General features: G+C 49.3%; 25 protein-coding genes and 1 tRNA gene. 9 read left to right on the top strand and 17 right to left on the bottom strand.

The features are described 5' to 3' along the window. Positions 1-15: 15 nt before the first annotated feature. Entirely contained in the window at positions 16-2016 is a 2001-nt protein-coding gene (locus ACQ4MZ_RS27990; protein WP_430850823.1) for a M1 family metallopeptidase, read from the top strand. A gap of 74 nt (positions 2017-2090) precedes the next feature. Here ACQ4MZ_RS27990 and ACQ4MZ_RS27995 read toward each other — a convergent pair whose 3' ends face one another. The 5 genes from ACQ4MZ_RS27995 to yihA all read right to left on the bottom strand — a co-directional run bounded on the left by ACQ4MZ_RS27995 (position 2091) and on the right by yihA (position 6247). Then, the gene (locus tag ACQ4MZ_RS27995) at positions 2091-3035 is read right to left on the bottom strand and encodes a 3-oxoacyl-ACP synthase III family protein (protein WP_430850825.1); all 945 of its coding nucleotides are present in this window, start codon (positions 3033-3035) and stop codon (positions 2091-2093) included. Positions 3036-3176: 141 nt separating this feature from the next. Continuing rightward, entirely contained in the window at positions 3177-4289 is a 1113-nt protein-coding gene (locus ACQ4MZ_RS28000) for a glycosyltransferase (protein WP_430850827.1), read from the bottom strand. Further along, positions 4286-4945 (bottom strand): deoxyribose-phosphate aldolase, encoded by a 660-nt coding sequence (gene deoC / locus ACQ4MZ_RS28005; protein ID WP_430850871.1) that lies wholly within the window; start codon positions 4943-4945, stop codon positions 4286-4288. The genes ACQ4MZ_RS28000 and deoC overlap by 4 nt, the downstream gene beginning before the upstream one ends. Before the next feature lie 54 nt (positions 4946-4999). Further along, the gene (locus tag ACQ4MZ_RS28010; protein ID WP_430850829.1) at positions 5000-5539 is read right to left on the bottom strand and encodes a DUF5606 family protein; all 540 of its coding nucleotides are present in this window, start codon (positions 5537-5539) and stop codon (positions 5000-5002) included. Between the two features lie 99 nt (positions 5540-5638). Further along, on the bottom strand, positions 5639-6247 hold the full coding sequence (gene yihA, locus ACQ4MZ_RS28015; RefSeq protein ID WP_430850831.1) for a ribosome biogenesis GTP-binding protein YihA/YsxC: 609 nt from the start codon (positions 6245-6247) through the stop codon (positions 5639-5641). A gap of 153 nt (positions 6248-6400) precedes the next feature. Here yihA and ACQ4MZ_RS28020 point away from each other — a divergent pair, with 153 nt between their 5' ends. Continuing rightward, the gene (locus ACQ4MZ_RS28020) at positions 6401-6865 is read left to right on the top strand and encodes a thioredoxin family protein (protein WP_430850833.1); all 465 of its coding nucleotides are present in this window, start codon (positions 6401-6403) and stop codon (positions 6863-6865) included. A 66-nt stretch (positions 6866-6931) separates the two neighbouring features. Here the strand turns inward: ACQ4MZ_RS28020 and gmd are convergent, their stop codons facing one another. After that, positions 6932-8044, bottom strand: coding sequence for a GDP-mannose 4,6-dehydratase (gene gmd, locus ACQ4MZ_RS28025; RefSeq protein WP_430850835.1), 1113 nt, complete (start codon positions 8042-8044; stop codon positions 6932-6934). A gap of 54 nt (positions 8045-8098) precedes the next feature. Continuing rightward, positions 8099-8587 carry an SPOR domain-containing protein gene (locus ACQ4MZ_RS28030; RefSeq protein WP_430850837.1) on the bottom strand — a complete coding sequence of 163 codons (489 nt, stop codon included), beginning with the start codon at positions 8585-8587 and terminating at the stop codon, positions 8099-8101. A 189-nt stretch (positions 8588-8776) separates the two neighbouring features. Between ACQ4MZ_RS28030 and murB the strand changes: the two genes are divergently transcribed. From murB to ACQ4MZ_RS28045, 3 genes are all read left to right on the top strand, one after another. Continuing rightward, on the top strand, positions 8777-9793 hold the full coding sequence (gene murB / locus ACQ4MZ_RS28035; protein ID WP_430850839.1) for a UDP-N-acetylmuramate dehydrogenase: 1017 nt from the start codon (positions 8777-8779) through the stop codon (positions 9791-9793). 6 nt (positions 9794-9799) lie between these two features. After that, positions 9800-11032: a hypothetical protein gene (locus tag ACQ4MZ_RS28040; RefSeq protein ID WP_430850841.1), complete on the top strand. Its 1233-nt coding sequence runs from the start codon at positions 9800-9802 to the stop codon at positions 11030-11032. Positions 11033-11132: 100 nt separating this feature from the next. Then, positions 11133-13178 carry a T9SS type A sorting domain-containing protein gene (locus ACQ4MZ_RS28045; protein ID WP_430850843.1) on the top strand — a complete coding sequence of 682 codons (2046 nt, stop codon included), beginning with the start codon at positions 11133-11135 and terminating at the stop codon, positions 13176-13178. Between the two features lie 6 nt (positions 13179-13184). Here the strand turns inward: ACQ4MZ_RS28045 and ACQ4MZ_RS28050 are convergent, their stop codons facing one another. Both ACQ4MZ_RS28050 and ACQ4MZ_RS28055 read right to left on the bottom strand, forming a co-directional pair. Next, the gene (locus ACQ4MZ_RS28050) at positions 13185-14531 is read right to left on the bottom strand and encodes a hypothetical protein (protein WP_430850845.1); all 1347 of its coding nucleotides are present in this window, start codon (positions 14529-14531) and stop codon (positions 13185-13187) included. A 220-nt stretch (positions 14532-14751) separates the two neighbouring features. After that, on the bottom strand, positions 14752-15042 hold the full coding sequence (locus ACQ4MZ_RS28055) for a helix-turn-helix domain-containing protein (protein WP_430850847.1): 291 nt from the start codon (positions 15040-15042) through the stop codon (positions 14752-14754). Positions 15043-15253: 211 nt separating this feature from the next. Between ACQ4MZ_RS28055 and ACQ4MZ_RS28060 the strand changes: the two genes are divergently transcribed. After that, complete coding sequence (locus tag ACQ4MZ_RS28060) at positions 15254-17182, top strand: carbohydrate-binding protein (RefSeq protein WP_430850849.1); 1929 nt, start codon at positions 15254-15256, stop codon at positions 17180-17182. A gap of 2 nt (positions 17183-17184) precedes the next feature. Further along, the gene (locus tag ACQ4MZ_RS28065; RefSeq protein ID WP_430850851.1) at positions 17185-18708 is read left to right on the top strand and encodes a hypothetical protein; all 1524 of its coding nucleotides are present in this window, start codon (positions 17185-17187) and stop codon (positions 18706-18708) included. Positions 18709-18749: 41 nt separating this feature from the next. Here ACQ4MZ_RS28065 and ACQ4MZ_RS28070 read toward each other — a convergent pair whose 3' ends face one another. From ACQ4MZ_RS28070 to ACQ4MZ_RS28080, 3 genes are all read right to left on the bottom strand, one after another. Beyond that, complete coding sequence (locus tag ACQ4MZ_RS28070; protein ID WP_430850853.1) at positions 18750-19460, bottom strand: glycosyltransferase family 2 protein; 711 nt, start codon at positions 19458-19460, stop codon at positions 18750-18752. A gap of 59 nt (positions 19461-19519) precedes the next feature. Next, positions 19520-20428, bottom strand: coding sequence for an ROK family protein (locus ACQ4MZ_RS28075; protein ID WP_106599595.1), 909 nt, complete (start codon positions 20426-20428; stop codon positions 19520-19522). Between the two features lie 73 nt (positions 20429-20501). Beyond that, on the bottom strand, positions 20502-21212 hold the full coding sequence (locus ACQ4MZ_RS28080; protein ID WP_430850856.1) for an SDR family oxidoreductase: 711 nt from the start codon (positions 21210-21212) through the stop codon (positions 20502-20504). A gap of 62 nt (positions 21213-21274) precedes the next feature. On the opposite strand from ACQ4MZ_RS28080, the gene ACQ4MZ_RS28085 reads away from it, so the two are divergent. Continuing rightward, positions 21275-22003 carry an MlaE family ABC transporter permease gene (locus ACQ4MZ_RS28085; RefSeq protein WP_291042488.1) on the top strand — a complete coding sequence of 243 codons (729 nt, stop codon included), beginning with the start codon at positions 21275-21277 and terminating at the stop codon, positions 22001-22003. 21 nt (positions 22004-22024) lie between these two features. Further along, the gene (locus ACQ4MZ_RS28090) at positions 22025-22771 is read left to right on the top strand and encodes an ABC transporter ATP-binding protein (RefSeq protein WP_430850859.1); all 747 of its coding nucleotides are present in this window, start codon (positions 22025-22027) and stop codon (positions 22769-22771) included. A gap of 46 nt (positions 22772-22817) precedes the next feature. Here ACQ4MZ_RS28090 and ACQ4MZ_RS28095 read toward each other — a convergent pair whose 3' ends face one another. The 5 genes from ACQ4MZ_RS28095 to ACQ4MZ_RS28115 all read right to left on the bottom strand — a co-directional run bounded on the left by ACQ4MZ_RS28095 (position 22818) and on the right by ACQ4MZ_RS28115 (position 26521). After that, a complete protein-coding gene (locus ACQ4MZ_RS28095; protein WP_430850861.1) occupies positions 22818-24320 on the bottom strand; it encodes a lipopolysaccharide biosynthesis protein in 1503 nt (500 codons plus the stop codon). Positions 24321-24418: 98 nt separating this feature from the next. Continuing rightward, complete coding sequence (locus tag ACQ4MZ_RS28100; protein WP_430850863.1) at positions 24419-25024, bottom strand: TetR/AcrR family transcriptional regulator; 606 nt, start codon at positions 25022-25024, stop codon at positions 24419-24421. A gap of 247 nt (positions 25025-25271) precedes the next feature. Then, a tRNA-Gln gene (locus ACQ4MZ_RS28105) sits at positions 25272-25342 on the bottom strand. 66 nt (positions 25343-25408) lie between these two features. Continuing rightward, complete coding sequence (fabD, locus tag ACQ4MZ_RS28110; protein ID WP_430850865.1) at positions 25409-26287, bottom strand: ACP S-malonyltransferase; 879 nt, start codon at positions 26285-26287, stop codon at positions 25409-25411. Positions 26288-26380: 93 nt separating this feature from the next. Continuing rightward, the gene (locus ACQ4MZ_RS28115) at positions 26381-26521 is read right to left on the bottom strand and encodes a hypothetical protein (RefSeq protein WP_430850873.1); all 141 of its coding nucleotides are present in this window, start codon (positions 26519-26521) and stop codon (positions 26381-26383) included. Positions 26522-26540: the final 19 nt, after the last annotated feature.

Here is a 26540-nt window from a genome sequence, read left to right on the forward strand (position 1 = left end):
TTTTTAACCATTATAATGAAAATTTCAATATTTCGTCTGGGCGTCATTGCGATGAGCAGTCTGGGCTTCTTCAACAACACTATCGCACAGGAGGCGGAGAAGGTGAAATATGATGCTCATGTCCTTTTTCATCCGCTTTTCAACTTCCAGCCGGGCAATGAATACCGGACGGGAAGCGGCGCCCCCGGCCCCAAATACTGGCAGAACCGTGCTGATTACAAAATCAACGTGGCGCTCGAAGAGGAGAAAGGTACCGTGAGCGGGGAAGTGGAGCTTACCTATAAAAATAACAGTCCTGAAAATCTGGAATTCCTCTGGCTGCAACTCGATCAGAATGCATTTGGCAGCCATTCGAGAGGTGCACAAACGACGCCGGTTAGCGGCGGCCGTTTCGGCAATATGGGATTTGATGGCGGTGATTCCATTAAATCCGTAACAATACAGCAAGGCAAGGGCGCATTTGTGGATGCCGAGTACAAAATTACCGACACCCGCATGCAAATCCGCCTCAAAACGCCGGTGAAAGGAAATGGCGACGTGATCAGGATCAAGCTCGCCTATTCATTTAAAATCCCTGAGTATGGCTCCGACCGCATGGGAACGCTGGAAACGAAGAATGGTATCGTGTACGAAATGGCGCAATGGTATCCACGGGTCGCGGTTTTTGACGATATCGAAGGCTGGAACCTGCTGCCTTACCTGGGCGCCGGAGAGTTTTACCTCGAATATGGTGACTTTGAATATAACGTGACTGTTCCCTGGGACCACATCGTAGTAGGATCGGGAGAATTGCTCAACCCGAACGAAGTACTGACGGCCGAGCAGCGTAAAAGACTCGCTGACGCCGCCAAAAGCGACCAGACCGTTGTAATCCGCAGCGCAGAAGAAGTTACCAACCCGAACACAAGACCCAAACAGTCGGGTACCCTGACCTGGCGCTTCCGTTGCGTGCAGGCGCGCGACATTGCATGGGCTACTTCCAAGGCATTTGTGTGGGATGCAGCGCGCATGAACCTGCCGAAAGGCAAAACCGCGTTGGCGCAGTCGGTATACCCGGCTGAGGATGGCGGACTGGATGGCTGGGGCCGTTCGACCGAGTACGTGAAGGGCTGTATCGAATTCTATTCCAATTATGTGCATGAATATACCTACCCGGTGGCTACCAACGTGGCCGGTATCGTGGGCGGTATGGAATATCCGGGAATTGTTTTTTGCAGCAGCAAGAGCCGTAAAGAGGACCTTTGGGGCGTAACCGACCACGAGTTCGGCCACAACTGGTTCCCGATGATCGTGGGTAATAACGAGCGCAAATACGCGTGGATGGACGAAGGGTTCAACACATTTATCAACTTCCTGTCAGGCGATAACTTCAACAATGGCGAGTACAAAACAAACCAGATGAACGATATGCACCGCCTGGCGCCGATGATCTTCCGCCCGAAAGCGGATCCGATCATGACCATTCCGGATGTAGTTCAAGCTGTGAATCTGGGTTGGGAAGCGTATTACAAACCGGCATTAGGCCTGAAAATGCTTCGTGAGCAGATCCTCGGCAAGGAGCGCTTCGACTATGCATTCAAGATTTACGTACAGCGCTGGGCATTCAAGCATCCCACACCTTACGATTTCTTCCGTACTATCGAAGACGCTGCAGGGGAAGACCTGGGCTGGTTCTGGAAGGGCTGGTTCTTCGAGAACTATAAACTCGACCAATCGGTGAAGGAAGTAGCTTATGTAGAACAAAACCCGCAAAAAGGCTCTTACATCACGATCGAAAACCTCGATCAGCTGGCAATGCCGGTGAAAGTGGATATCGAAGAAGTAAGCGGCAAAAAAACGCGCGTTGAATTGCCTGTTGAAATCTGGCAGCGTGGCGGTGCCTGGACGTTCAAAGCGGCTACGCAAGGGCCGATCCGTTCGGTAACGATCGATCCTGATCATAACCTTCCGGATATCAATCCTGAAAATAATGTGTGGAAACCGGCCTCGTACAATACTGAACCGGATGTGAACTAAGCATTCCAAAATATAGAAAAAGCCTTCCGATCGCGGTGATTGGAAGGCTTTTTTATGGTCTGAATAAAGGGGTACTACACGGTCAGCAGCATGGCGCCGTACGAATAGCCGCCGCCAAATACCGTAATCACGATATTTTCACCTATTTTAAATTTATCCTTGTTCTCGGAAAGCGCGATCGCGCAACCGGCGCAACCTGTGTTACCGAGGTACTGAATGTTCGAAATCAGTTTTTCGGCGGGGATACCCAGCGTGTTGATCACGTTAAGGCTAATGCGGTGGTTGGCCTGGTGGGGAATCAGGTAGTCGAGATCGTTGATCGTCAGGCCGCATTCCTGCAACACCTGCTGGCTCACTTTGGGCATGTATACGCAGGCATTCTGGAACACATCGCGCCCGAAAGGCATCACCACTCCCCGGTCGTTGGGCCGGAGTACTACCGCCTCGATGGCTTTTCCGCTGGTGGCCGCACCGCCGGTGATGAGCTTTTTGATCTGCATATCGCCTTCCGTCTGCCGCTCTTTGGAAATCAGCAATGCAGAAGCACCATCGCCCCACAAATGCCCGGAAACGGTGTCCATTTCATTGTAATAGGCTGTGTTATGGTCGGAAACGACCACCAATGCCTTCGAAGCCTTACCCATGGCAAAGTACCCTTCGACGATCTCGATGGCGTTGAGCAACGACGAGCAGGCGGATGAAATACTTACGACCGGAATGTCGGGGATTTGAAGCTGGTGCTGTACCGCGTGAGCCAATGTGACGATCGTGTCGTAAGGCGTATAAGTCGCTCCTACGATCAGATCTATCTCGTTTTTACTGTATGGGATATTTTCGAGCAATGTTTCGACCGCCTTCATGGCCATGGTCGATGTGTTTTCGTCTGCTGATGCTTTACGTCTTTCTGAGATTCCCGTTCTTTCCGTTATCCACTCGTTAGATAGGTTGTTGAGATTTGTAAAATATTCATTACCAATAACTTCGCTTGGCAGATAATGACTAACCGTATTAATATACATGATTGAGAAGTTGACTTCGCAAGCTACAATTCTTTTCGATTCCGAAAGTTAAATATTTCGTAGAAATCGTAGCACTCCATATTTGAACAATTCAATAGTAAATTTATAAAATTATAATGCCTGCATCTGTAAATTAGATGGTTAGGAATTAAAAATGTCGTTATAAAATGACAAAAGTTTGGCTTCTTCCGAAGCCCAGTTGTAATGTGCTTCCGCGGCTTTTCTGCCGTTCCTACCCATTTGCTGTCTGAGAGAATTGTCGATAATGCAGCATTCCAATGCTTGGCGCAGCATTTGGGCATTGTAGGGAGAAATACAGAATCCGCATTTTGAACCTTCCACGATCTGCCGGTAAGCCGGGAAATCGGATGTGACAACTGGCAATTGCAATGCCATGTATTCGAACAGTTTTGTCGGGAACGACTCCGGGTAATCGGCCACGGGTTTCAGCAGTGCAATGCCGGCTGCCGATCGCCGCGCATACCGTAACGCCGCTTTCTGATCGGTATAACCATGGAAGGTGATATTGTTCCTTACCTCGGGATAGCCGGCTATCGCTTCGAGCTCCGCTTTGTCCACCCGCACGGGGCCGAAAAGGTGTAAATGGCAGTCAGGATGACTGCTTTTCAAGAGCGCCAAGGCATGGACCATCGTATCGAGGCAGCGCTCCATGGACACAACGCCCAGGTAAAAAATCTCGGGCTTATGCGCAAGCGCGCCCTCATGCGTGTGCGCATCCATTACAGGCAGCGATACATAATTATGGACCACAGCGAATGGCTTTGCCAGGTTGCGGTATTCTTCCAGATAGGCATCGTCCGTAAAGACGCAGTGGAAGTTCTGGCGAGCCAGTTTGTCGAAAAACCGGAATAACCTTTTGAAAACCGGACTGTTGTTGTACCGTTTGATCGCAAACTTCTTGAACAGGTTTTCTTGTACCTCATACACCACTTTGGCTCCTGCCCATTGGAAAAGCAATGCTATGGGAATCAGCTCCGGCACAAAAATGTGGACGATATCCGGCCTTAGCCGTAAGCATTTGAACAACGCAACAGGGTGTGCAAACAGGATTCTCGGCAACAACCATCTGAATTTCGGCAGTTCGATCAAATGCTGCTTATCTCTCAAGCCGTTTCGAAGATCAGGTAGCGCACAAAATACCTCGTAATAACCTTGGAGCGAGGGCGCGATCTTGTACATAATGCGCGAGTCTGTCGACGGGTGAACTGTACTGAGAAGCAGCACGCGTTTCATGCGCGGGTTACGATTGCAACGCCTGACGAGGTTCCGATCCGTTCGGCACCGGCTTCGATCATGGCAATGGCCTGTTCGTACGTTTTGATCCCGCCCGAAGCCTTGATCTTCACCTCAGCAGGTAAAATCGACCGCATTTTACGGACCGTTTCTACATCCGCACCACCGGGACCAAAGCCTGTCGATGTTTTGACAAAATCGGCATTTGCCTCCGCGCAGATTTCGCAAGCCGTATACAGGTCGAATGAATCGAGGGCGGCGGTTTCGATAATTACTTTCAGCAATGCATTCTGCGCATGCGCCAAGTCGGCGAGTTGCTTCAATTCCTCACGAATGCTCAGATAAGCCATCGATTTGAATTGCGACAAATTCATCACCACATCCAGTTCCGTAACCCCGTTTTGCAATGCTTCACTAGCCTCGGCAATCTTGGTCGCAGTGGTAGAATAACCCATCGGAAAGCCCACTACCGTCGCAATTTCAATTTTTACAGGACAAAATTCTAGCATTTCGACGACATATGGCACGTAAACAGGCGCTACACATACCGCTTTGAACTGGTGTATCCAGGCTTCTTCGCAAAGCTTGCGGATATTAGTTTCGCTGGCCGTGGCCGAGAGCAGCGTGTGATCGATATAGGAAGAGAGATTATCCATAAAAAGGAAAAACCCCACCGGAAAGGCAGGGTTCCACATGATATCGGTTGCTTTTTAAGCTTTGCTTTTTTCTTTTTTGGCAGCCTTTTTCGCAGGTGCTTCTTTCACTTCTTCTTGCGCAGAAACTTCTGCTACCGGTTCTGCTACTTCCGCTTCGCCTTCGGTTGCTACAAATGCTTCGGGGATGTATTTCGAAAGCAGGTTGTACCAGGAAATGACTTTCTTGATGTCCGATACATACACTTTCGAGCGGTCGAACTCAGGAAGTACCTCAGCAAGAAACTCGATGAGTTCTTTGTCTGATGAAGTTTTGGCTGACAATGTAACCTCTTCGCCGTGGATTTCACGGATTTTCAGGAACACGTCCGACAGGGCAACAGATTCTTCTGCACCGTCTGTAAAGATCGAAACGTCTTTCAAAACGGATACGCGCGCAGTTGGCCCGATGAGCGTTTTTTCACGTTTCCCGTCCAGGCTTTCTACGATTACGCCCGCACGGCTTGGTTTCAGAATGCGGAACAACCCTGGCTTGCCGGATACATTGGCTACTTCTTTCAACAAATCCATTCCTGTTGACTCTACTTTTTCACTCATCCTTTCTTACTATGGTTATATCTTGATGTTAATGTTGGATGCGGCAATTGAAATTTTGCGCAAAATAACGGAAAGATTGCCCGGGAAACAACCTATATCCTATTTTGTCTTCACAAACGACTGATTATAAGTTTCTATTGTCGCCAGTATGGGCTCCCGGCCCTCATTTTTCTCTGCCGAAGTCACATACATTTCAGGCACTTCTTCCCACATTTCGCTCATTTTACGTTTATAGGCTTCTACCTGGGCGGCTACCTGGCCGGGCTTGAGCTTGTCGGCTTTGGTGAATATAATTTCAAACGGAATGCCGGCTTCGCCCAATGCGGCCATAAATTCGAGATCGACGGCCATGGCACTATGGCGGACGTCCACCAGTACGAAGGTGCAAATGAGGTTTTCTCGGTAATACAGATAATCGTGGATCATTTTTTCCCACTTGTCGCGTTCCACTTTACTCACTTTGGCATAACCATACCCGGGCAAATCGACCAGATACCAGGCGTTGTCGATGATAAAATGGTTGATCATCTGCGTTTTTCCCGGTTGCTGCGAGGTTTTGGCCAATGCTTTTTTGCCGGTCAGCATGTTGATAAGCGACGATTTACCCACATTGGAACGTCCGATAAATGCATATTCGGGAAGGACGGGCTCCGGGCACTTCTGGTAATCGGAGTTGCTCATCACATACTTGGCTTCCTGAACTTTCATGGTATTCTGGTGTTAATGAAGTTGCGAAGTTACCCTTTTTGAGCTTCTTATCCGCAAAAGATGCCGGATAGGCTCGCAGTCCATAATTGTGTAAAATAAAACAAAGGCGTATTTTCGTTATGGTATACGCAAATCAAAAATCTTATTATTCAAATGAAAAATCTTAAAAATCTCGGTTTCGCGATCATGGCGCTGATGCTGGCCATGTCGGTGGCAGTGGCCGGGGAAGGAGATAAAAAGGCAGCAAAAAGTGCCGACAAGGGAATCCAGTTTACGGAAGGTAAATGGTCGGAAATTCTTAAACAGGCCAAAAAAGAGAACAAACTGATCTTCCTGGACGCGTACACTACGTGGTGCGGCCCGTGTAAAATGCTGCAAAAGAACGTTTTCACACGCGACGACGTAGCAGCAACTTTCAATGGAAACTTCATCAACGTGAAGATCGATATGGAGGCTGGCGAAGGTCCTTCACTGGCAAAAAGATACCCGATCGAAGGTTACCCGACGTTGTTCTTCATCAATGGAAAGGGTAAGGTGGTGAAACAGCTACTGGGCTATCAGCAACCTCAGGATTTGATCAAAGTTGCCAAATCCGTGCAAAAAGGACCTGCTATTTAAATTATTAGTATAAAAAGAAACCCCCGTAGAAATGGCTCTGCGGGGGTTTTATTTTTTGCATAAATCTTATTCGTAATAGTTGGGAACGCGGTGGCCGCTGCTTTCCAGCAAACGGTCCTTGCGGAACAACTCAACGTCCGCAGCAACCATGTCGTTTACGAGCGCTTTCAGGTCGTATTTCGGTTTCCAGCCCAGCTTTTCCATTGACTTCGTAGGATCGCCGATCAGCAGTTCTACTTCGGTAGGGCGGAAATAACGCGGGTCAACAGCCACGACTTCCTTACCGATTTCGATCTGGAATTCAGGATTATTGCATTTGACTACTTTCGCGATTTCGTCCACGCCTGCACCGGAGAATTCAACCTCAATGCCCACTTCTGCAAATGCCATTCTCACAAACTCGCGGATACGGGTGGTAACGCCGGTTGCGATCACGAAGTCCTCAGGGGTTTCCTGTTGGAGGATGAGCCACATGGCTTCTACGAAGTCTTTCGCATGGCCCCAGTCACGCTGTGCGTCGAGGTTACCGAGGTATACTTTATCCTGTAAGCCCAATGCGATACGTGCCACCGCGCGGGTGATTTTACGGGTCACGAAAGTTTCGCCGCGTAATGGCGACTCGTGGTTGAAGAGGATACCGTTCACTGCGAACATATTATATGCTTCGCGGTAGTTGACAGTGATCCAGTAGCCGTACAGCTTCGCAACCGCGTAAGGCGAGCGCGGGTAGAATGGCGTGCGCTCCGACTGCGGTACTTCCTGCACCAACCCGTACAATTCGGAAGTCGAAGCCTGGTAAATTTTGGTTTTTTGGGTTAACCCCAGCAAACGGACTGCTTCGAGGATGCGGAGCGTTCCGATACCGTCTACGTTGGCGGTGTATTCAGGTTCTTCGAAACTCACCTGAACGTGCGACATCGCACCCAGGTTGTATATTTCATCCGGCTGAACTTCCTGGATGATGCGGATAATATTCGTGGAATCGCTCAAGTCGCCGTAATGAAGGTGAAAGCGCACGTTTTTCTCGTGCGGGTCTTCGTAAATATGGTCGATCCGCTGGGTATTGAACAACGAACTGCGGCGTTTGATACCATGCACTTCATATCCCTTGCTCAAAAGGAGCTCGGCCAAATAGGAGCCATCCTGGCCGGTGATCCCTGTAATTAGCGCTTTCTTCATTCTGTTGGTAGTATGTATATGTGGATAAAGTTATCCGGTTAATAAGTAATTACATTAATTGTGGTCGGAAGCCGGGTTGACCATCAGGCTCCGCTTGATATCTACCCTGTCGGCGAGGATCACGGCGGAAGCATATTGTTCACGGATCAGATCAAGGTAATGCTCTGCGTCGCTCCGGTACATAAAATCGCCCACCTTCACGCGGTAGGTCGGCTGGGTGTACGAAACGTAAGGGTTCAAATCCGGAAAGGCCTGGTAAATGTAGGACTTCGCACCATCCGCTTCCTGCCGCACATTTCCTACGTAAATCTGGATCCGGTAACCATTGATGTAGCGGATCGCCTTGTTCTGCTTCGCCAGTGTGTCCAGCACCGACTCCAGTTTCTTGTTGACATACAGCGGCTTGTCTACATCAGCCTTCGGCACATTGTTGCTTTTAGCGGGTGTTGCCGGTTCCGTTCGGGTTACGACAGCGGGTTCTACATATTCATAGCGTGGCCGGACCGCGGAAAGATCTTCCCTATACTCGGAACCGGAGCTCACAACCGATGTTTTAGCACAACCCGAAATCAGAATGATACCAAGATGCAGAGCCCATAAAAATTTCTTTTTTAGCGTCATATCCTGAACCATTGTAACTGAGCCCACAAACTTAATCAAAATTGGATGAATCACCATACCACTTAATTTTGAATGTAATACCTAACTTTACCCGGTTTATCCCCGATTTCAATGCTAGTACAATCCAACGTTTCGCTTCGTCATCTCAATACATTCGGGCTCGATGCCGATGCCAGGTATTTTGTAAATGTGTCCTCCGTCGATGAATTAACGGCCGTTTTACGTGATCCTGTGTGGAAGGAAATTCCGAAATTCATCCTGGGTGGAGGAAGTAACATTTTGCTTACACAGGATATCGATGCGCTCGTGATCCGTCCGGGTATCAAGGGTATTACAGTCCTTGAAGAAACTGAGGAAACGGTCGTGCTCGAAGTGGGCGCAGGCGAGGTTTGGCACGATTTCGTCATGCATTGCGTGGATAATGGCTATGGCGGTGTGGAAAACCTTTCGCTCATTCCCGGGACCGTTGGTGCGGCGCCTATGCAAAACATCGGCGCGTACGGGGTGGAGATCAAAAGTGTGATCGAATCGGTGGAAGCGGTGGATATTGAAAGTGGTGAAAAACGTATTTTCAGCAACGCAGAATGCGAATTCGGCTATCGTGAAAGTATTTTCAAGAAAGCATTGAAACATCAATATGTGATCACCGGTGCAACTTTCAGGCTCAGTAAGAAGCCTGTTTTGAACGTGGCTTATGGCGATGTGCAAAAAACATTGCAGGAAATGGGCGCTGAAAACCCGACGATCCGTGACATCAGCGAGGCGATTATGCAAATCCGCCGCAGCAAGCTGCCCGATCCGGCGGAGATTGGAAACGCGGGGAGTTTCTTCAAAAATCCAGAGATACCGGTTACTCAGTTCGCACAATTACGGGAAACCTTTCCGGAAGTTCCCGGTTATCCGGTAGATGCCGAAACGGTGAAGGTACCCGCTGGCTGGCTGATCGAACGGGCTGGTTGGAAGGGTTATCGGGAGGGTGAGATCGGTGTCCATGCGCGCCAGGCACTTGTATTGGTCAATTATGGCGGCGGTACCGGGGCGCAGATCAAGGCATTAGCAGAAAAAATTCAAGCGTCGGTGGCCGAGCGGTTCGGCATCCGGCTCAACGCGGAAGTCAATTTTATATAGTATCCTATGCATCGCAAAAAGTTATATACCTCATTTGCCCTGCTCGCATTATTTATCCTCGTTTTTTTCCTGAAAGACCGGTTTACCGTTGACCTTTACCAGGACGAACACCATTACCTGCCTACGGCGGTATTGTTCAGTACTGAGCCGATCCCCTCACTACACCTGCTTCAAACTTACAATGAGCTGAACACCCCGATCCCGTTCATCCTGGGCGGATGGGTATTGCGCGTTTTCGGAGAAGACATCCAGAACCTCCGCCTGCTCACGGCTTTTACGAGTTTTGCATTGCTGATGCTTTTTGTGTGGTACAGCCCCGGGCGCACGAAGCGTTTCTGGCTTTGCCTGGGCGGACTGCTGATTTTTCCGAATTATTACCTGGTAAGTGTCTACTACTACACCGACATTTTCGCGATGGTGTTCACGCTCGGTGGGGTGATCGCCTATTTGCGCAAATGGCATTGGGTGGGATTCCTGTCGTTGGCCGCGGCGGTTTGCTGCCGCCAATATATGCTGGCTTTTCCTGCGGCGATCCTTGCTTATGAGGTGTTTAAGAATGTAAAATGGAGTACTAATCCGGTGATTCTGGTAAAAGGCGTATTTGCCGATCCTGCCTGGATCTGGTATGCGCTGGCGGTGCTGGCGATCGTTCCGTGGGTGGTGATCTGGCATGGGCCCGCGCCCGCGTCGGTGATGGCCGATCAGCATTATGACTCGGATAAGCTGGTAAACTACAATTTTGGCTACTTGATGTACGCCTCGGTGGTGGTAGCGGTGTACTACATTCTTCCGGAAACATTGGTAACACGCCGCTTTTCGCATTTTTTGGAATATCCACGAAAGCATCCGGTGATGTTCGCCGGTTTTCTGGTAATAATTGCCGCGATTGTTGCCTTTTTCCCTGCCAAGCAGGCTTATAATCCCTATTTTACCTGGCCGTATTTAGGGTATGTAGATGAATTATTGATGAAAATTGGCATTAGCGGATTGCTGAAACAGCTGGTTTTCGGGGTGCTCATGCTGGTTACGCTGGTCCGTTTTGTATCTCCCCGGTTTAATCTCGCTACCTGGGTTTTCCTGTTGAATATCCTCTTGCTGGGCAAGGCTCAACTGTCCTGGGACAAATATTCCCTGCCGATGATCATGGTTTTGTGGTTCCTGGCGATGTACGACGAGCATTGGCTTCCTTCCGAAATCCGCACTGGCAACGAACCGGAGGCATTAAATATGAAATATTAAAGATATATTTATCACCCGGCATCGATCTGCCATTTGTCTGCCTGTGCGCAGCAGGGCCCGGAGAATTTTAATAGCCATCAGAAACAGCCTCTTTAATGAAATGAACTTTACACACTTCAAATTCTTCCTGCTTTCTATCCTTTTTTGCTGCATGTATGGCAGCGCGAGTGCCCAGCGTTTTTATTCGGTGGTTTTCAACAAGCTGCCGCGCGACATGCAATTGTACGCCCGTGCGGACGACAATATGGCCGACGTGCCTATTTCCGGCATTATCGAACTGGCCGGGTGGGATCATATGTCGGTGGTAACGTTCCGGAACAATGTGCGGACGGGCTACCATAAATCGGCGATCACTTATGGCGCTGGTACGACCGGGACATTCAGCATGACACCGAGAATCAAAGCGGAAATGGCTGATTACTCCTTTGAAGTGTACGCTTGCCACGAGGCCGACTCGGCGCTGATCGTGCGGCGTAATGAGGTGGTAGCAGGCGATTTCTACGTCATCAGTGGGCAATCCAATGCAGCTGCAACTGTTTTCGGGGCTTGGTCGAGCAAATATGCCCGTACTGTCGCCCGCACACCCGATCAGAGTCCCGCCATTTTACCTGGCGATACACTTTGGACTGCCGCGGCATGGTCGTGGACGTACGTGGGGGCGTGGGGCCTTGAAATGCAAAAGGAGATTTTAGAACGAGATAGCATTCCTACCTGCGTGATTAACGGATCATTGCCCGGTGCGAAACTGAGCGATTTCCTCGGTAACCGCAGTTCCAACGACTCTATGAGTATCAGCTCACTTTACGGCAGTTTGCGTAAAAGGGTAAATGTTGCTAATCCTGCCCGTATCAGGGCGTTTATCTGGATGCACGGCGAGCAGGAGGTGTTCGAAAATATCCCTAATTATGCCACCCAATTCGATCAGTTGCGTAAATTTTGGGTACGTGACTATCCGCAGGTCGACCAGTTCGTGGTCGTTCAGTCGAACGTCATTGTTCTGAGAAATGATACTCCCAATCCGATGGGAGGCACGATACGCGATTTCCTGAGAAGAACCAAATACATTTACCCCAAAACAGACCATTTTGCTGCCGTTGGAACACCCGATTATGACGGTGTGCATTATCACAGGTCGGGCTACGAAGAATTTGGCCGCCGGATGTACCGCTTTTTCGCGCCTCGTATTTATGGCTCAAAAGATTCGGACAATGTGCGAAGCCCGGATATCAAAAGGGCATTCTATACCAATGCGGAGAAAAAGGAAATCACCCTGATTTTCGACGAAGGCCAGGAACTGAGATGGCCTGCTGATACCATAATCAAAGGACAGGATGGTAAACCGCTTGTATTGAGCCTGAAAAACTTCTTTTTTCTGGATGGAGATGAAAAGAAAGCAGCCTTCTCTGCCGGAAAAGTGACAGGGAACCAGGTAACGCTGACACTCAAAGAGGCGTCCAATGCAACGAAATTGAGTTATCTGCCTTCGTTTTATCCCGACAATCTCCCTTTGCAATGGCCGTACGAACAAAATATAGGTATTTTCACGGGACCTTATCTCTTAAACAAGCGCGGTCTGGGCGCATTTTCTTTTGATAAAGTCAGCATCGGGACGCTACTGCCTAATGTTGCGCTCTCGGCTAACCGCACTTACAATTCAGTAATATTGACCTGGCCCGCGATAGAGACGGCTACCAGCTACGTGCTGCAACGCAAAAAATCCGACTCGGCCCCTTACGAGACATTGAAAACACTCAACGGGCAGTCGTTATCCTTCGAAGACAAAGACATCGAGCTCAATGCGAAATTTACCTACCGGATACAGGCGTTCAGTGAGATTTCACAGTCAGGATATTCAACTGTGTCGGTTGATTTGAGTCCGATCCTTGGCAACGAGATCGGGGCCAAAAATATGCTCTGGCAGCTTTTCCCGAACCCGACCGACCGGGTATTGCGCGTCGAATTCAAGAACGCAGCCACGGGTGCAATGGCGATTTTCAATGCAAAGGGCCAGGTTCTGCACCGGAAAACCTTGAAAGCGTCTAGAAGCGAGGAAATCAATGTAGCCGACTGGCCAACCGGCACCTATTTGTTGAATTTTGAAAACCAGGACGGCGTCAGAACTGCTCAGCAGTTTATCAAACGTTAGACATATTTAAGGGTCTTTCGCGGGAGGCGGGGCAATGTACTTTTCGTAAAACGAGCCAGGTTTTCCGAGGTACTGGTCCGCCTCCTGCTGTGACCAGCGTTGCCGGAGTGTTTCATACAGGCTGGGATAAGCGTCATAGGGGATTGCCACGAACCCGGTATTCGGACTCCACAAGGCTGTAATGCGGTTGAGCCTCGCCGCTCTGTAAAACCGACCGATCCCCACTGCGGCGGGGAGCACCAGGGCGAGCATGATGATGATACAATTGGTATTACCCCGCAATATCGTAAGAGTTTTCGCCAGCGGCTGGCTTGCGAGAGGGTACAGTAAACAACAACCGATCAATATCAGTACCGGCATCATGCCGCGCAGCAGCATATCGTTCACTTTCCCGACCCTGATCAGCGGAAAAAGTAATGTAATGCCAATTAGTGTCCAGAACGGCAGTGCGGGGATAGACTGCAGTCCGGCTCGGCGGGATACCAGGTATGCGAAGACAAAGAGCAGGGTATCCGCGACTGTATTCACCAGGTATTCCCGCATCAGATTGCCCATATCACCCCGAAATTCCCATATCAGTCCGTTCTCCGGTGGGTGCGGGTGCGATTGAAACAACAGCAGCACAGGCACCGCTGCGATGGAAGGCAAGAAAATCTGCTGGAATAGCCTTCGAAAAGTAATGCCCCATCGGATCCATTGGAAAATCAACAGAAGTGCGGTGATCAGGCCCACAATCAATGCGGGAAAGGCGGCCCACCAAAGCGCCAGCACCGTTGGGAAGCAAAGCAATGCATAGTCCAACCGGTGGCGGATCATGTGAAAAAGCATTCCGCCGAGCATGATCGAGGGAATAAATTGGTTTGGGGCCCAGAATAGATTCTCAAGATTCGACCAGTGCTCGACGCCGATTTCCTCGTACCTGTACAATTGAATGGACGCATGCGAAGCGACGCCTTTAAAGATCCTCGGAAAGTCGCCCACGCACAACACGAGCAATGTTGCCCACCATTTCCGATCCAGCGATGTGCAAATCCACAGCAGTCCCAATGCGATCCCAACGCTGGTCCAGACCAGAATTGCAGCCTGGGAAATATCGCCAATCAGCCTGGAAAAGGCGGCCGGTACCAGATAGTACCCGAAGTAATAAGCCATAACCGGGCGGTTGGCCGGAAAGCGGAGCGGCCAGTCGTTTTGAAGAAGTTCCTGGAACTTCGCATTGTGGCACCAGTGGTCCATGGTTTGAAATGCGAAGCCGGTAACGCCGGAAGCGAGTGTCAGAGCCACCGCCAGACTCAGCGCAATACAGATATCTTTGATATGAATAATATGTTTCGGGAATGCAATTTCTTGCAATATACTTTTATGGAGAAGGTGAATTAATAGTGCGATTCCTGTTAGTGAAAATGCGGCTTTTGTCCAATATAAATAGTAGATAATATTGGGTATTAATAAATAAATAATTGAAACGATATAAAGCGTTTTATTTCGCATTTAATTAAAAAATAATGTGTGTATAACATATTTGAATTATCAGCCGGTAAATAGCTGATTGAAAACGTAAATTTTCAATCAGCTATTTGCGAGCCAATATGTAAAGTTTTCGCAGGTAATCCCGGTTAACAATACAGAACCTGATGAGGTTGCTGCGGCCTTCGATTTTCAGCTTTTTGCTGATCCTTCGCTTATAATTTTCAATGCTTTTGGGCTCAATGACAAGACATTCGGCTATTTCGGCGGTCGTAAGGCCATCCGTGATGAAGGAAAGGACGTCCCATTCGCGGTCGGTGAGTTGGAGTAATCTTTGGTTGATCGACTGGTAGTCATCGACCAATAGTATGGAAGCATTTTCTGATACAGGGGTCATGAATAGCGTGTTGATAATGGTAATTCGAAAAGGGTTTTTAATCGCCGTCAATGCAATGCGTGGCCAGATGAACGGCAAAGTTATTTGTTTTATTAAAAATAAAAACCCCTCAATAATTGAGGGGTTTGGTGTAAAGTTTTGATGGGTAAATGAAATAGGTGAAGTGAAATAGTAGATATAGTTTTACTGAAACTACTTTACTAATTTTGTTATGCACACTAATATTACTTACGTCGGATACGTTCTGACCTGGTTGCTTTTGCTAGGTGCAAATCACTTGTTTGCAAATGGTCTGAAAAGTGAAAATGAAGCGGATTTAGATCCGGTTTTGTTTTCGATGATTGCGGATAAATCCGTGGTGAAGGTGGGCGAGGAGTTTTCGATCGACATTCAGTGTACGATGCGTGACTTTTCGGACCTCCGGTTGTTCCCGGTGTCGTTGAACGGCGAGTTTGTATTGAAAGTCGTGTCCCCCGATGGCTTTGTGCAAACGGCTGGTAACTATTATCATGCGGTCTCCGGGAAACTGCTGCGGCCGGGAGAGAGCATCACGTACAAGCTTACCGGTAAGTTTGTATCGAAGCCGCCTGCCGGAAAGTTCATGCTGCTGCGTGGAACAAAGTACTCGGCCGAAATCGATCGGTTTCTTTACCGCGGAGAACTATCCATAGCAGTTCATGACGTGGAAACAGCAGCGAGGCAGGCTGCGACCCACGCTTTCAATCAATGTCTCGAAGCAGAACTGATGTCCGGCGCCAATGGACCTATTACCAGCGACCCCAATGCCTCGAACGGCCAGACGCGCGGCGCGGAGAACCAGTACAACCACTTTGTCGACTACACGGTGAATGTGCCGTCGGCGGGGCCTTACCAGGTTACTTTGCGCTATTACTCCTCGGCATCGCCGATAGTGAGTGTGACGGTCAACGGTGGTAATGCGCAGAGTATTTCACTGCCGAATTCCGGTTCCTGGAACATCGCCTATACCGATTATACTTTCGCCGTGAGCCTGAACGCGGGCGCATCGACCCTGAAAATAGCCGGTACCGGTGGCGGGAGTTGCCGTCAGGACAAGATTTGCGTCACAGGAGAAGGTCAGATGTGCCCTGTTTTGAGCAAGGTAAGGCTGCATTGGCGCACGGCGGATTTCAACCGGCTCAATGGGGCGAAGATCCAGGGTTCCAACAACGGTTCGGGCTGGACGGACATTTATACAATCGGCGTGAATGCAACAGGCAGTTGGCAGGAATTTACTTTCCCGAATGCGACGCCGTACCAGCATGTGCGCTATGCGGCCAGCCCGACCGGCTATGGCGAACTGCGAGAGATCGAATTTTACAGCGGGGCCACTAAACTTTCAGGGACGACCTTCGGTTCTGACCCGAATGTGGCTAATATGGGCTGGCAATACGCCATCGACGGAACGGTGAATGCCTCATGGCACGGCCAGTATTCGGGCATTGGGGCACATGCAGGACCGAGTAATTTCGTAGGTTTATCCATTACCGGTTGCGCGACGACCTGCATCACACCTACTATTGTGCAAACCGCCGGAACGAATGTGTGTCCGGCAACCAGTCAACAAGTAGTACTCACCGCCTCGGGTTACTCGGATAATGTGAGCTGGCTGCTGAATGGATCTGGGGTAGGGAGCGGTACTTCCTTGACAACCGTTAATGCGGGAACTTATACAGCTTTCAGTGGTAATGGTACCTGCACGAGCGGGCAATCTCAGGCATTCACGGTGGGGCAGGCAGCCAATTGCGCGGCACCGGCATTGGTACCCAAGATTTCTTCCAGCGGTTTTCCTGAAATCCTCACGTTGTCGATTGTCGCCGATCCTGCCAACCCCGGGAGCTGGTTACTGAGTGATATCGGAACGGTAAGTCTGCCCGCCGGTTACGAATGGTCCTATTTCATCGGGAGCAAATGGCTCAAAACCGGAACGAATTTGACTAATGAGCCGTGGCAATCGAGTAGCCCTGGCAGGGTTGTGAAGATGGCAACGAAAATCGGGCTCGATACGCTTAATCGCTGGCCATGCCCGCCGGAGGGCTGCAACTACTATTACCAGAACGATGCTGTCACACAACTCGCGCCCGGTGCGCGGGGAGGTCTCACCACTTTTATTTTTAACTGACCATGAAAAAGCTGATTCTGCTTTGGATGCTCTTGGGCACCCTGCCCCTCCATGCCCAAACAATACCGGTTACTTTCAAGAGCACCGTTCCTGCCAGCTATGATCCTACCTCACAGGTGCCCGGTTTTGTGGAAGTGAGCCCGAACATCGCAATGCCGCAGGGGCACGTGCTCGTAAAGCCGCCTACCAAGCAGTCGTACACCTGGGCGCAGACGTTCGCGAAGGGCGGTACGCACTACAACCGCAATGAATTGGGTAATGAGGGCTCTTTGGCGACATTCAGGAGTACTTATCCCGACAAGGAATACAATGGTGTACCCACCATCCCGACGATATTCGGCTTGTCTTGCTCGGGGCCGGAAGAATGGGTGGATGGGTACAACAAGAAATGCTGGCCCACCGGGCCGTTTACGGATGCGGAGGCACGTGCAAAGGCGCACGAGATATGGAACAGCGGAAACGCGTCGAATCTCTGGATCGGGGAGACGATGGAGAACTTCCCTTTTATGCCGGCCGACAAGCCAATGTGGTATTCATTCTATGACGAGCTCGCCGGACTTTACGAGGCGAAGAAGGCACAGGACCAGAAGCCGTTTTTTCTTTGTCACAACTACTTTGCCACCAGCCCCTATTACCTTGGAAATACAACCAAAACACAGGCCGACTGGGAGGTAATGTACACGCAGGATCCTTCACAATGGCAAATGAAAACCTGGTTTCACCCCGGCGGGACGTTGTCACGCACGAATACTGTAATGGAAGGTATTTATTTCGGAGCGTTCGATCTCAGTCCGGGGCAGGCAATGAATACGCTCTTTTGCATGGAGCTTTGGCAAAAACTCGGCAAATACACCGGGATGTTTTTTTATAATCATCATGAATGGGCGCCGGAATCGTTTACTGACAAAGTTACATTCCCGGAAGGCACATTTTTCCGTGCCGATAAACCGGTACATGACCCTGCATTTCAGATCCTCATGGGATTTCTGGCACACGAGTACGGCAATGTCTTTGTCGATTGGGGCACATTTCTGAAACAGCCATCCAGCAAGAAGCCCATTGGTTACTATCAGCCCGTACACCAAAGCATGGATTACTGGCGGCCGAATGCAGGAGGTCCGGCGACATTTCCTTATTACTACCAACTGGGAGTAGGTTTGCCCCCGCAGGATTTTTATTCGCCGCTGGCTGTCAGCAGTGATTACAGCTATTTCGGGAATTTATTGTGGATGCAAACGGGCGGAAGTGTTGCAGGCGGGACGCCGTATTACTGTTCCTATCGCCTCGACGGCAATGCGTGGATCGACCGGAAGGCATCGGGTTGTGACATCGTGAGTGCCTACTTTGCCAAAAGGGGCGTTGCGAGGTGTCGTATTTCAGGCAACAAGATGGTTTTGTATTACTTCAATATGTACGCGGATAATCTGCGGCACACCATTGAGATCAAACACCCGACCAACCCCGCCAAAAGCTATACCGGCACGGTATGCGGAAGTGGTATTCATGTGGTATTGCTGGATATTTAGTTGTCGGAAATTGCAGGATGGGACGGTAACCATGTAGGGCCTTAACTGAACAATCCGTAACGTACAATGCAGTACAATGCACGGAAGCCGTCCTTCCAGTTGATTTTTTTTCCCTCATCGTACGTACGGCCGTAATAGGATACGCCCACTTCGTAAATACGGATTTTGGGAATTTTGGAAATTTTGGCGGTCACCTCCGGCTCGAAACCGAAACGGTTTTCGACCAGTTTCAGACTTTTCAGTAGATCGGCCCGGAAGAGTTTGTAGCATGTTTCCATGTCCGTCAGGTTGAGGTTAGTGAACATGTTGCTCAGGAACGTCAGGAACTTGTTCCCGATTGTGTGCCAGAAAAAAAGGATGCGGTGTGGTCTTCCGCCCATGAAGCGGGAGCCATACACCACATCCGCATATCCTTCGATAACCGGTTTTAGCAATATGTTGAATTCCTGGGGATCGTATTCAAGATCGGCGTCCTGAACGATAATGTAGTCGCCCGTGGCGCGGCGGATGCCAGTGTGCAATGCCGCCCCCTTCCCCTGGTTGTATTCATGCCGGAAGTAAGCCACTTCCAGCTCAGGATTCTCTTCTATGAATTTTTTGGCAACTGCCTCCGTATTGTCAGCAGAACAATCATTTACTATTACAACTTCCTTTTTAAAATTACCTATCAGGTCAACGGATTTGAGTTTATCCAGCACATTTCGGATTGTCTTTTCTTCATTGTAGGCAGGAACGATAACCGATAATTTCATCAGGGAAAGATATAGTGAGACTGTTTAAGAGTGAATCGTTATTGTTTCGGGGTTATTCGTTATTCAAAACACAATGAAGCTGCTCCCAGCAGTCCGGCGTCGTTAGCGAGCGTTGCGCGTTTGATATTGATTGTTTTCAGGTAATAAGGCGTCAGCCAGTACTTGAAACGATCGTTAATTGCCGGCAAAATAAACTCAAATGAGGCAGAAATACCACCACCGATCAAAATTGTTGTGATATCGAGTATCCGGATCATCGAAACGAGGCCTTCTCCCAGCAGGTAACCCATCTCATGGAAAACAGCTTTCGCCAGCTCGTCGCCTGCCGAAGCAGCCGCTACCAGGCCGGTTGTAGAAATGGTGCCATCGGCAGGAAGTTGGGTAGTACCGGTGTAAGCTGCGCGCATTGCATTCGCCATGTCGAGCAGTTCTTTTTTACCGATGTTGCGTTCGAGTACCTTTCCATTTTTGGAAGGAACGTGGCCTGGCTCCATGGCATTACCGCCGCCGCCTTTGAATACCTTCTTGTCGATAATCGCCGCGCCGCCGATGCCGGTGCCGAGGGTTACGAAAATATAATCTTCGGGAAGTTTGTCTTCACCAAAATAATATTCACCCAAAGCTGCCGCATTCGCGTCGTTTTCCAGGTAAAAATCATGTTGCGGAAACCGTGCTTTCAAATCCGGAACAATGGTAATCCCGTCGATTTCAGGGATTGCAGTGATTTCGATCAGCGTGGTTCTGTCGCGGGAAATGAGCCCCGGAACACCGATCCCTACTTTTTTGACTTCGGGATATTCAACGAGTTGGAGCGCAATGGCATCCCCTAATCTGTCTATAAAATGCCCGGAGCTGCGCCAGCTGGCGGTATCGTGACTGTAAAAATTTGAGATTCTTCCATCCGTAGCGTCAACGATCCCCATTTTTACGTTAGTACCGCCCACGTCTATACCGAGGTATTGTTCCATGAAATGAAATATGGGTTTAATAAATAATTTTAAAAATGCGGCAATTTAGTAAAATTGCTCTATTGTTCACTCATTAATCCAAATCTCCCAGCTGCGGGCGGATCAGAATTTCTTCCACCACTGCCCTGGGAGACAATGCATAGGCAGCCCAGATCGACTCGGCCACGTCGCCGGAATCCATAAAACGGTCTTCGGGCAAATCGGTACCTTTCCAGCTGTCGGTATACGTCGCACCGGGCAGGATAGCCGTTACACGGACATTGTGCGGCTTCATTTCCTCGCGCAAAACCTTGGTCATCCCATATAATGCGAACTTCGAAATGCAGTAGGAGCCGCCGTTCGGATAAGCGATAATGCTGGCTGTGGAGCAAATGGTGAAAATATGTCCCTTTTTCTGCTCCATCATGCCCGCGAGTACCCCGCGTGTGAGGTGGTAGGCGCTGTAAAGGTTGGTCTCCATCGTTTTTTCCAGCGTGCCTTCGGTTTCATTATGAACCTGCCCTGGAATAAATACGCCGGTATTGTTGATAAGTACCTCCACCGGGGAGCTATGTTTGTGGATAAATGCAATAAACGCATCCACATCGGCCCGTACCGAGAGGTCGGCCGTTAAATAAGTCAGTTTCGATTGGGGAAAACTTTCGCTGAATGTTTGTTGCAGTGCGAGCAGGTCGCTCTCGTTTCTTGCGCAGGTAATTACGTCGAAGCCTTGTGCTAAAAATTTTTCTATCGCTGCCCTTCCGATCCCTTTTGTTCCACCGGTTACAACCGCTAATGGATTCATTTTTCTGATTACTTCTTTTTTTGCCTAATTTTCCCGAAAATATTGAATACAATTAAGATATCATGTCTGTAATCGGTAAATACTTCATTTTTTTAGGGACGCTGTTCGGGAAGGGCGAGAAATTATCGGTTTACTGGCGGAGGCTGATGGAGGAATGCGTGGGCATCGGCGTGAGCTCGATTTTCATCGTCGCGATCGTTTCCACGTTTATTGGCGCGGTGTCTTGTATTCAGACGGCCTATAACCTCGTTAGCCCCATTATCCCTATTTCCACCGTGGCACTCATCGTTCGCGATATGGAGATCCTCGAACTCGCTCCTACCATTACCTGTATCGTTTTAGCCGGAAAAGTAGGGTCGAACATTGCCAGTGAATTGGGTACGATGCGCATTACCGAGCAGATCGATGCTTTGGAAGTAATGGGGATCAATTCCTCGTCCTATCTGGTGCTTCCGAAAGTGGTGGCAGCGATGCTCACATTTCCGATGCTCGTGATTTTTTCCGCATTTCTGGGCATTTTCGGCGGTTATCTCGCGGGTACACTCACGGGCGTGATCACCGAACGCGACTATTTATACGGTATCCGCGATTCCTTTGTGCCCTACAATATATTTTTCATGTGTGTAAAACCCTTCGTTTTCGGCTTTCTGATCGCCTCTATTTCATCCTTTAAGGGATTTTTTACATCGGGCGGTGCGTTGGAAGTCGGTAAGGCCAGCACACAGGCGGTGACTAACAGCTGTATTTCCATCCTCATCGCCGATTACCTGCTCGCACAGCTGCTTTTGTAAGCGTTCTCAACCGGACACAAAATGATTGAAATCAATAATATCTCGAAGGCATTCAACGGTAAGGAAGTTTTAAAAGGGATTTCGGCCCAGTTTCAGAAAGGGGAAACAAACCTGATCATCGGCGGTAGCGGTACGGGTAAAAGTGTATTGCTCAAATGTATGATTGGCCTGGTGAAGCCCGACGAGGGCAATGTGCTCTACAACGGCCGTGATTTTTACCATTGCGACAAGGAAACCCAGCAGTCGATCCGCCGGGAAATGGGCGTACTCTTCCAGGGTGGAGCATTGTTCGATTCCAAGACAGTGGAGGAAAATGTGCGCTTTCCGCTGGATATGCTTACGACCCAATCGCCGGAGGAAAAACGGGAGCGAGTAGCATTCTGCTTACAAAGGGTAGGGCTGGAACAGGCCGCGAAACGGATGCCGTCCGAGATTAGTGGCGGGATGAAGAAGCGTGTGGGCATTGCGCGGGCCATTGTAATGAACCCTGCCTACCTGTTCTGCGACGAACCCAACTCGGGCCTCGATCCACTCACATCGGTGAAGATCGACGAGCTGATCAAAGAGATTACGGAAGAATACAAGATCACCACCATCATCATTACCCACGATATGAACTCGGTGATGGAGATCGGTCAGAATATCATGTTCCTGTATCAGGGACATAAGCTTTGGGAAGGCGTGAACACCGACATTACCAAAACCGATGTGCCGGAACTAAAAGAATTCCTTTTCTCCAATAAACTGCTGCGCGAAATGCAGGAATAGCCTGCATTGCCGCTGAGCTGCCAGCGCGGAGCTATTTCCGCCTGGATTACCGCCGCCGGAGTGCAGGAATGTTTTTCTTTTCTACCAAAAACACTACGACCGCACACACTGCGAATATGGCCATGTGCACTGGCACGGAAATCCATAGATTTGGTATTTTAAACAAAGAGGATGCGTAGATCAGCAATGCGCCTCCGCCAATATAACCGATCGCCGATGTCACATCGTACGGCACGGGGTAATACTTTTGCCCGAAATAATAGCAAAGGGCCAGCATCACAAAGCCCGACAATGCGAATGCGATCGCAAATCCGTGATAGCCGATTTGCGGTACGAGTACGAAGCTCGTCGCGATGGTAATGCCTGCGCCTGTGAGGGTGAGCCAGGTTCCGTATTCGGTTTTGTCTGTCAGTTTAAACCAGGTTGCCAGGTTGTAATATACGCCCAGGAACAAATATCCCGCCAGAAGCCAGGGTACTACACCCAGGCCTTCGTGGTAGATCTTCTTTTTCAGGAACAACTCGGCGAAAAGATCGAGGTTCAGGCATATGCCCACCCACATGAGCACGCATATAATGATAAAATACTTGGTAACCTTCGCGAATACCGGGGGCGCGTTCTTGTCCTCGCCCTTGGAGAAGAAAAACGGCTCTGCGGCGTATTTGAACGCCTGTATGGCCAGGTTCATGAAGATCGACAGCTTGTAGCATTGCACATAAATACCGATGGCGGTTTCGTTGCTGCGGCCGGGATAGAAGCCCTCGGGGAGCAGGAACTGGATGAATGCCCGGTCGAAAAGCATATTGAGCACACCGCCGATATTCATGACCAATACCGGAAATGCGTAAACCCAGACCGGTTTAAAAAGGCTGCTGTTGAATACAAACCGGAAGTCGGCGAATTCCTTGCGGAGCATCCAGAAGAATGCCAGGTTGGCTATGAGGTTGGCGAGTACAATGTAATCCGGGGCGTGCAGTGGATTGTAAAACAGATCTACGGCCGGTTGCAGGAATGTGAGGTATTTCCCGGCATGAATGTCGCGGCAAACAAGCAGGAAGAATAAATTCAGGAAAATGTTGATGAGAATGTTGGTAACCCGGATGATCACGAATTTTTTACCCTTACCTTCCAGTCTCAGCCTCGCAAACGGGATCGAAACAATGCCATCGGTCGCCATAATGATGGCAAACATACGCACAATGGAAGCGGAATCGGGGTATTTGATGAGTTCGGCGATAGGCCCGGCAAAGACGAACATGAACGTGGAGCAGAGCAGGCTGACCATGATCACCGCGCTTAATATGAGGTCGTAATACTGTTTCCGATCCTTTTCCTCCCGTGCGAAGCGGAAGAACGCCGTTTCCATACCAAACGTGTAAAGTACGAGCGCCAGTCCGGCGTAAGCGAAGAGCTGCCCTTGTGCGGCGATTTGCTGAGGTTCAAAAAGCTTGGTATGCAGGGCCACCAGCAGGTAGTTCAAAAAGCGGCCCAGCATGGTGCTGATGCCGTAAGTGGCGGTTTCACTGGCCAGTTTTTTCAGTACGCTCATTCAATGCGGGATTTTCCTTCGCAAATATAGGAGAGTAACTGCCAATAAAAGGAAAAGGCCCTTCCCGTTTGAGGGGAAGGGCCTGCGGTTTTTTATCGTCAACCCCGGACATCCGAGATAATACTGTCAACTACATGCTCGATACGCTTCCAGCCTTCATCTGTTTGAAGGTCTACGTCAAGCATTTTTTCACGATAATCAGAGGAGATAGTCAAAAAATAAATGCCTGCTGAAATGAATGCGATTAACGCGCTGGTGTCATTGTAATAGGGCAGGTCGCCTATTTTGTTGAGGATACGCGTCGCAATCTGGTTGCGGGCGTCTGAAAGCATCGACTTTCCGGTTCCGATCTCCCAGCGGAGCAGGTCACGCGTGGCTTTGCGCTGGCGCAGATCGTTGGTGAAAGTGTGCATGAGGGACGTGAGAGCTTTGTTCCGTTCTTCCGGTGTTAGCTCCGGAATGTTGTCAATGTAATCTGTGCTGAGGGTTGACGTGTACTCTCCCGACCTGACGTATTGTTCCATCAGGCCGTCTACGCTTTCAAAGTATCTGTAAATCAGTACTTTGTTGACTCCGGCAGTGCGGGCGATCAAGTTTACGCCCACTTTTTCGGTGCCATGTTGTTCAATTACTTCGCCGACCGCCTTGAGTATTTTACTCTTCGTGCGCTCGCGATCACGCTTTTTTACTTTTTCTACTTTCATATGGGTGCTGTTTAGGTTAAAACATAGTAAATGTAACATTTCATATCCAAATTTTATAGCAGAAAAGTTACATTAAGTAACCAAAATTTTAAAAACAGTTTCTTAATGTCACCGTAGAGTCGCAAAAGGATGGAAATGCTATTAAATGGATATTGCGCGTCTGAAATTTGGAAATATTCTAAGGATGGAATGGTAACCGTGGGGAAATAAAAAAGAGCTCATTGAAAAATGAGCTCTTCGATTACTGTTGGCCGACAAGGACTCGAACCCTGAATAAGACAACCAAAATGTCCTGTGTTACCATTACACCATCGGCCAAAACCGTAAACAGTGGTGCAAAAGTAATGGGAGCATCGTAACGTGTCAAGCTTTTTAGAAAAAAAATTAAATACTTTTTAGCTCAACGTTGCTAGCGATCTTTTTTACAAGGCCTTGCAAAACTTTGCCCGGTCCTGATTCTATAAAGATCTCTGCGCCGTCGGCCACCATTTGCTCCACAGACCGCGTCCATCTTACCGGAGACGTGAGCTGCGAGATCAGATTTTCTTTAATAACGGCTACTTCGGTGGCTGGCTTTGCATTCACATTCTGGTAAACCGGGCAAATAGGCTGCTCGAACTGCGCCGCGTTGATGGCCGCTGCAAGTTCTTCACGGGCAGATTCCATCAACGGCGAGTGGAATGCACCTCCCACGGGGAGTACCAAAGCACGTTTTGCGCCCGCGGCCTTTAGAAGTTCGTTGGCGCGCTCTACACCTTCGATAGTTCCTGAAATCACCACTTGTCCCGGGCAGTTATAATTTGCCGGTACGACAATTTCATCTGTAATGCCAGCGCAGATTTCTTCGATCACATTGTCGGCAAGGCCGAGGATCGCAGCCATCGTCGACGGACGGATTTCACAGGCTTTCTGCATGGCTGCCGCACGTTTTGCCACGAGCGAGAGGCCGTCTTCGAAAGAAAGGGCTCCGGCTGCAACCAGGGCGGAGAATTCGCCAAGCGAGTGGCCCGCTACCATGTTCGGTGCGAAGTCAGGCGCGATTTTCGCCAGGATTACGGAGTGGATGAATATCGCCGGTTGGGTCACATTGGTTTGTTTCAGCTCCTCGTCGGTGCCTTCGAACATGATTTTCGTAATCTCAAAACCGAGGATTTCATTCGCTTTTTCAAAAAGTGCCTTGGCGGAATCGGAGCTTTGGTAAAGGTCCAGACCCATTCCTTTGAACTGCGAGCCCTGACCAGGGAAAACATATGCCGTTTTCATATGGATGATTTATGGTTATTCATGATGAAATAAAAAGCCCGGTAAAAAAACCGGGCTACAAAGGAAATACTTGAATGTGAAAGAAAAAAGAATCTACCGCAGCAGCTGCACCCATCCTTTCATGGTCACAGGTACGCTTTGTTTTTTAGAAGATTCGAAATAGATTTTTACTTCATAATAATACTGCCCAGCCGCGAGGTCTTTTCCGCCGTTGGTTTTACCGTCCCAGTTGATGTTGACATCCTTGGTAGAA

The organism is Dyadobacter sp. BHUBP1 (assembly GCF_050587785.1).
In the GTDB taxonomy this organism is placed as follows: Bacteria; Bacteroidota; Bacteroidia; order Cytophagales; family Spirosomataceae; genus Dyadobacter.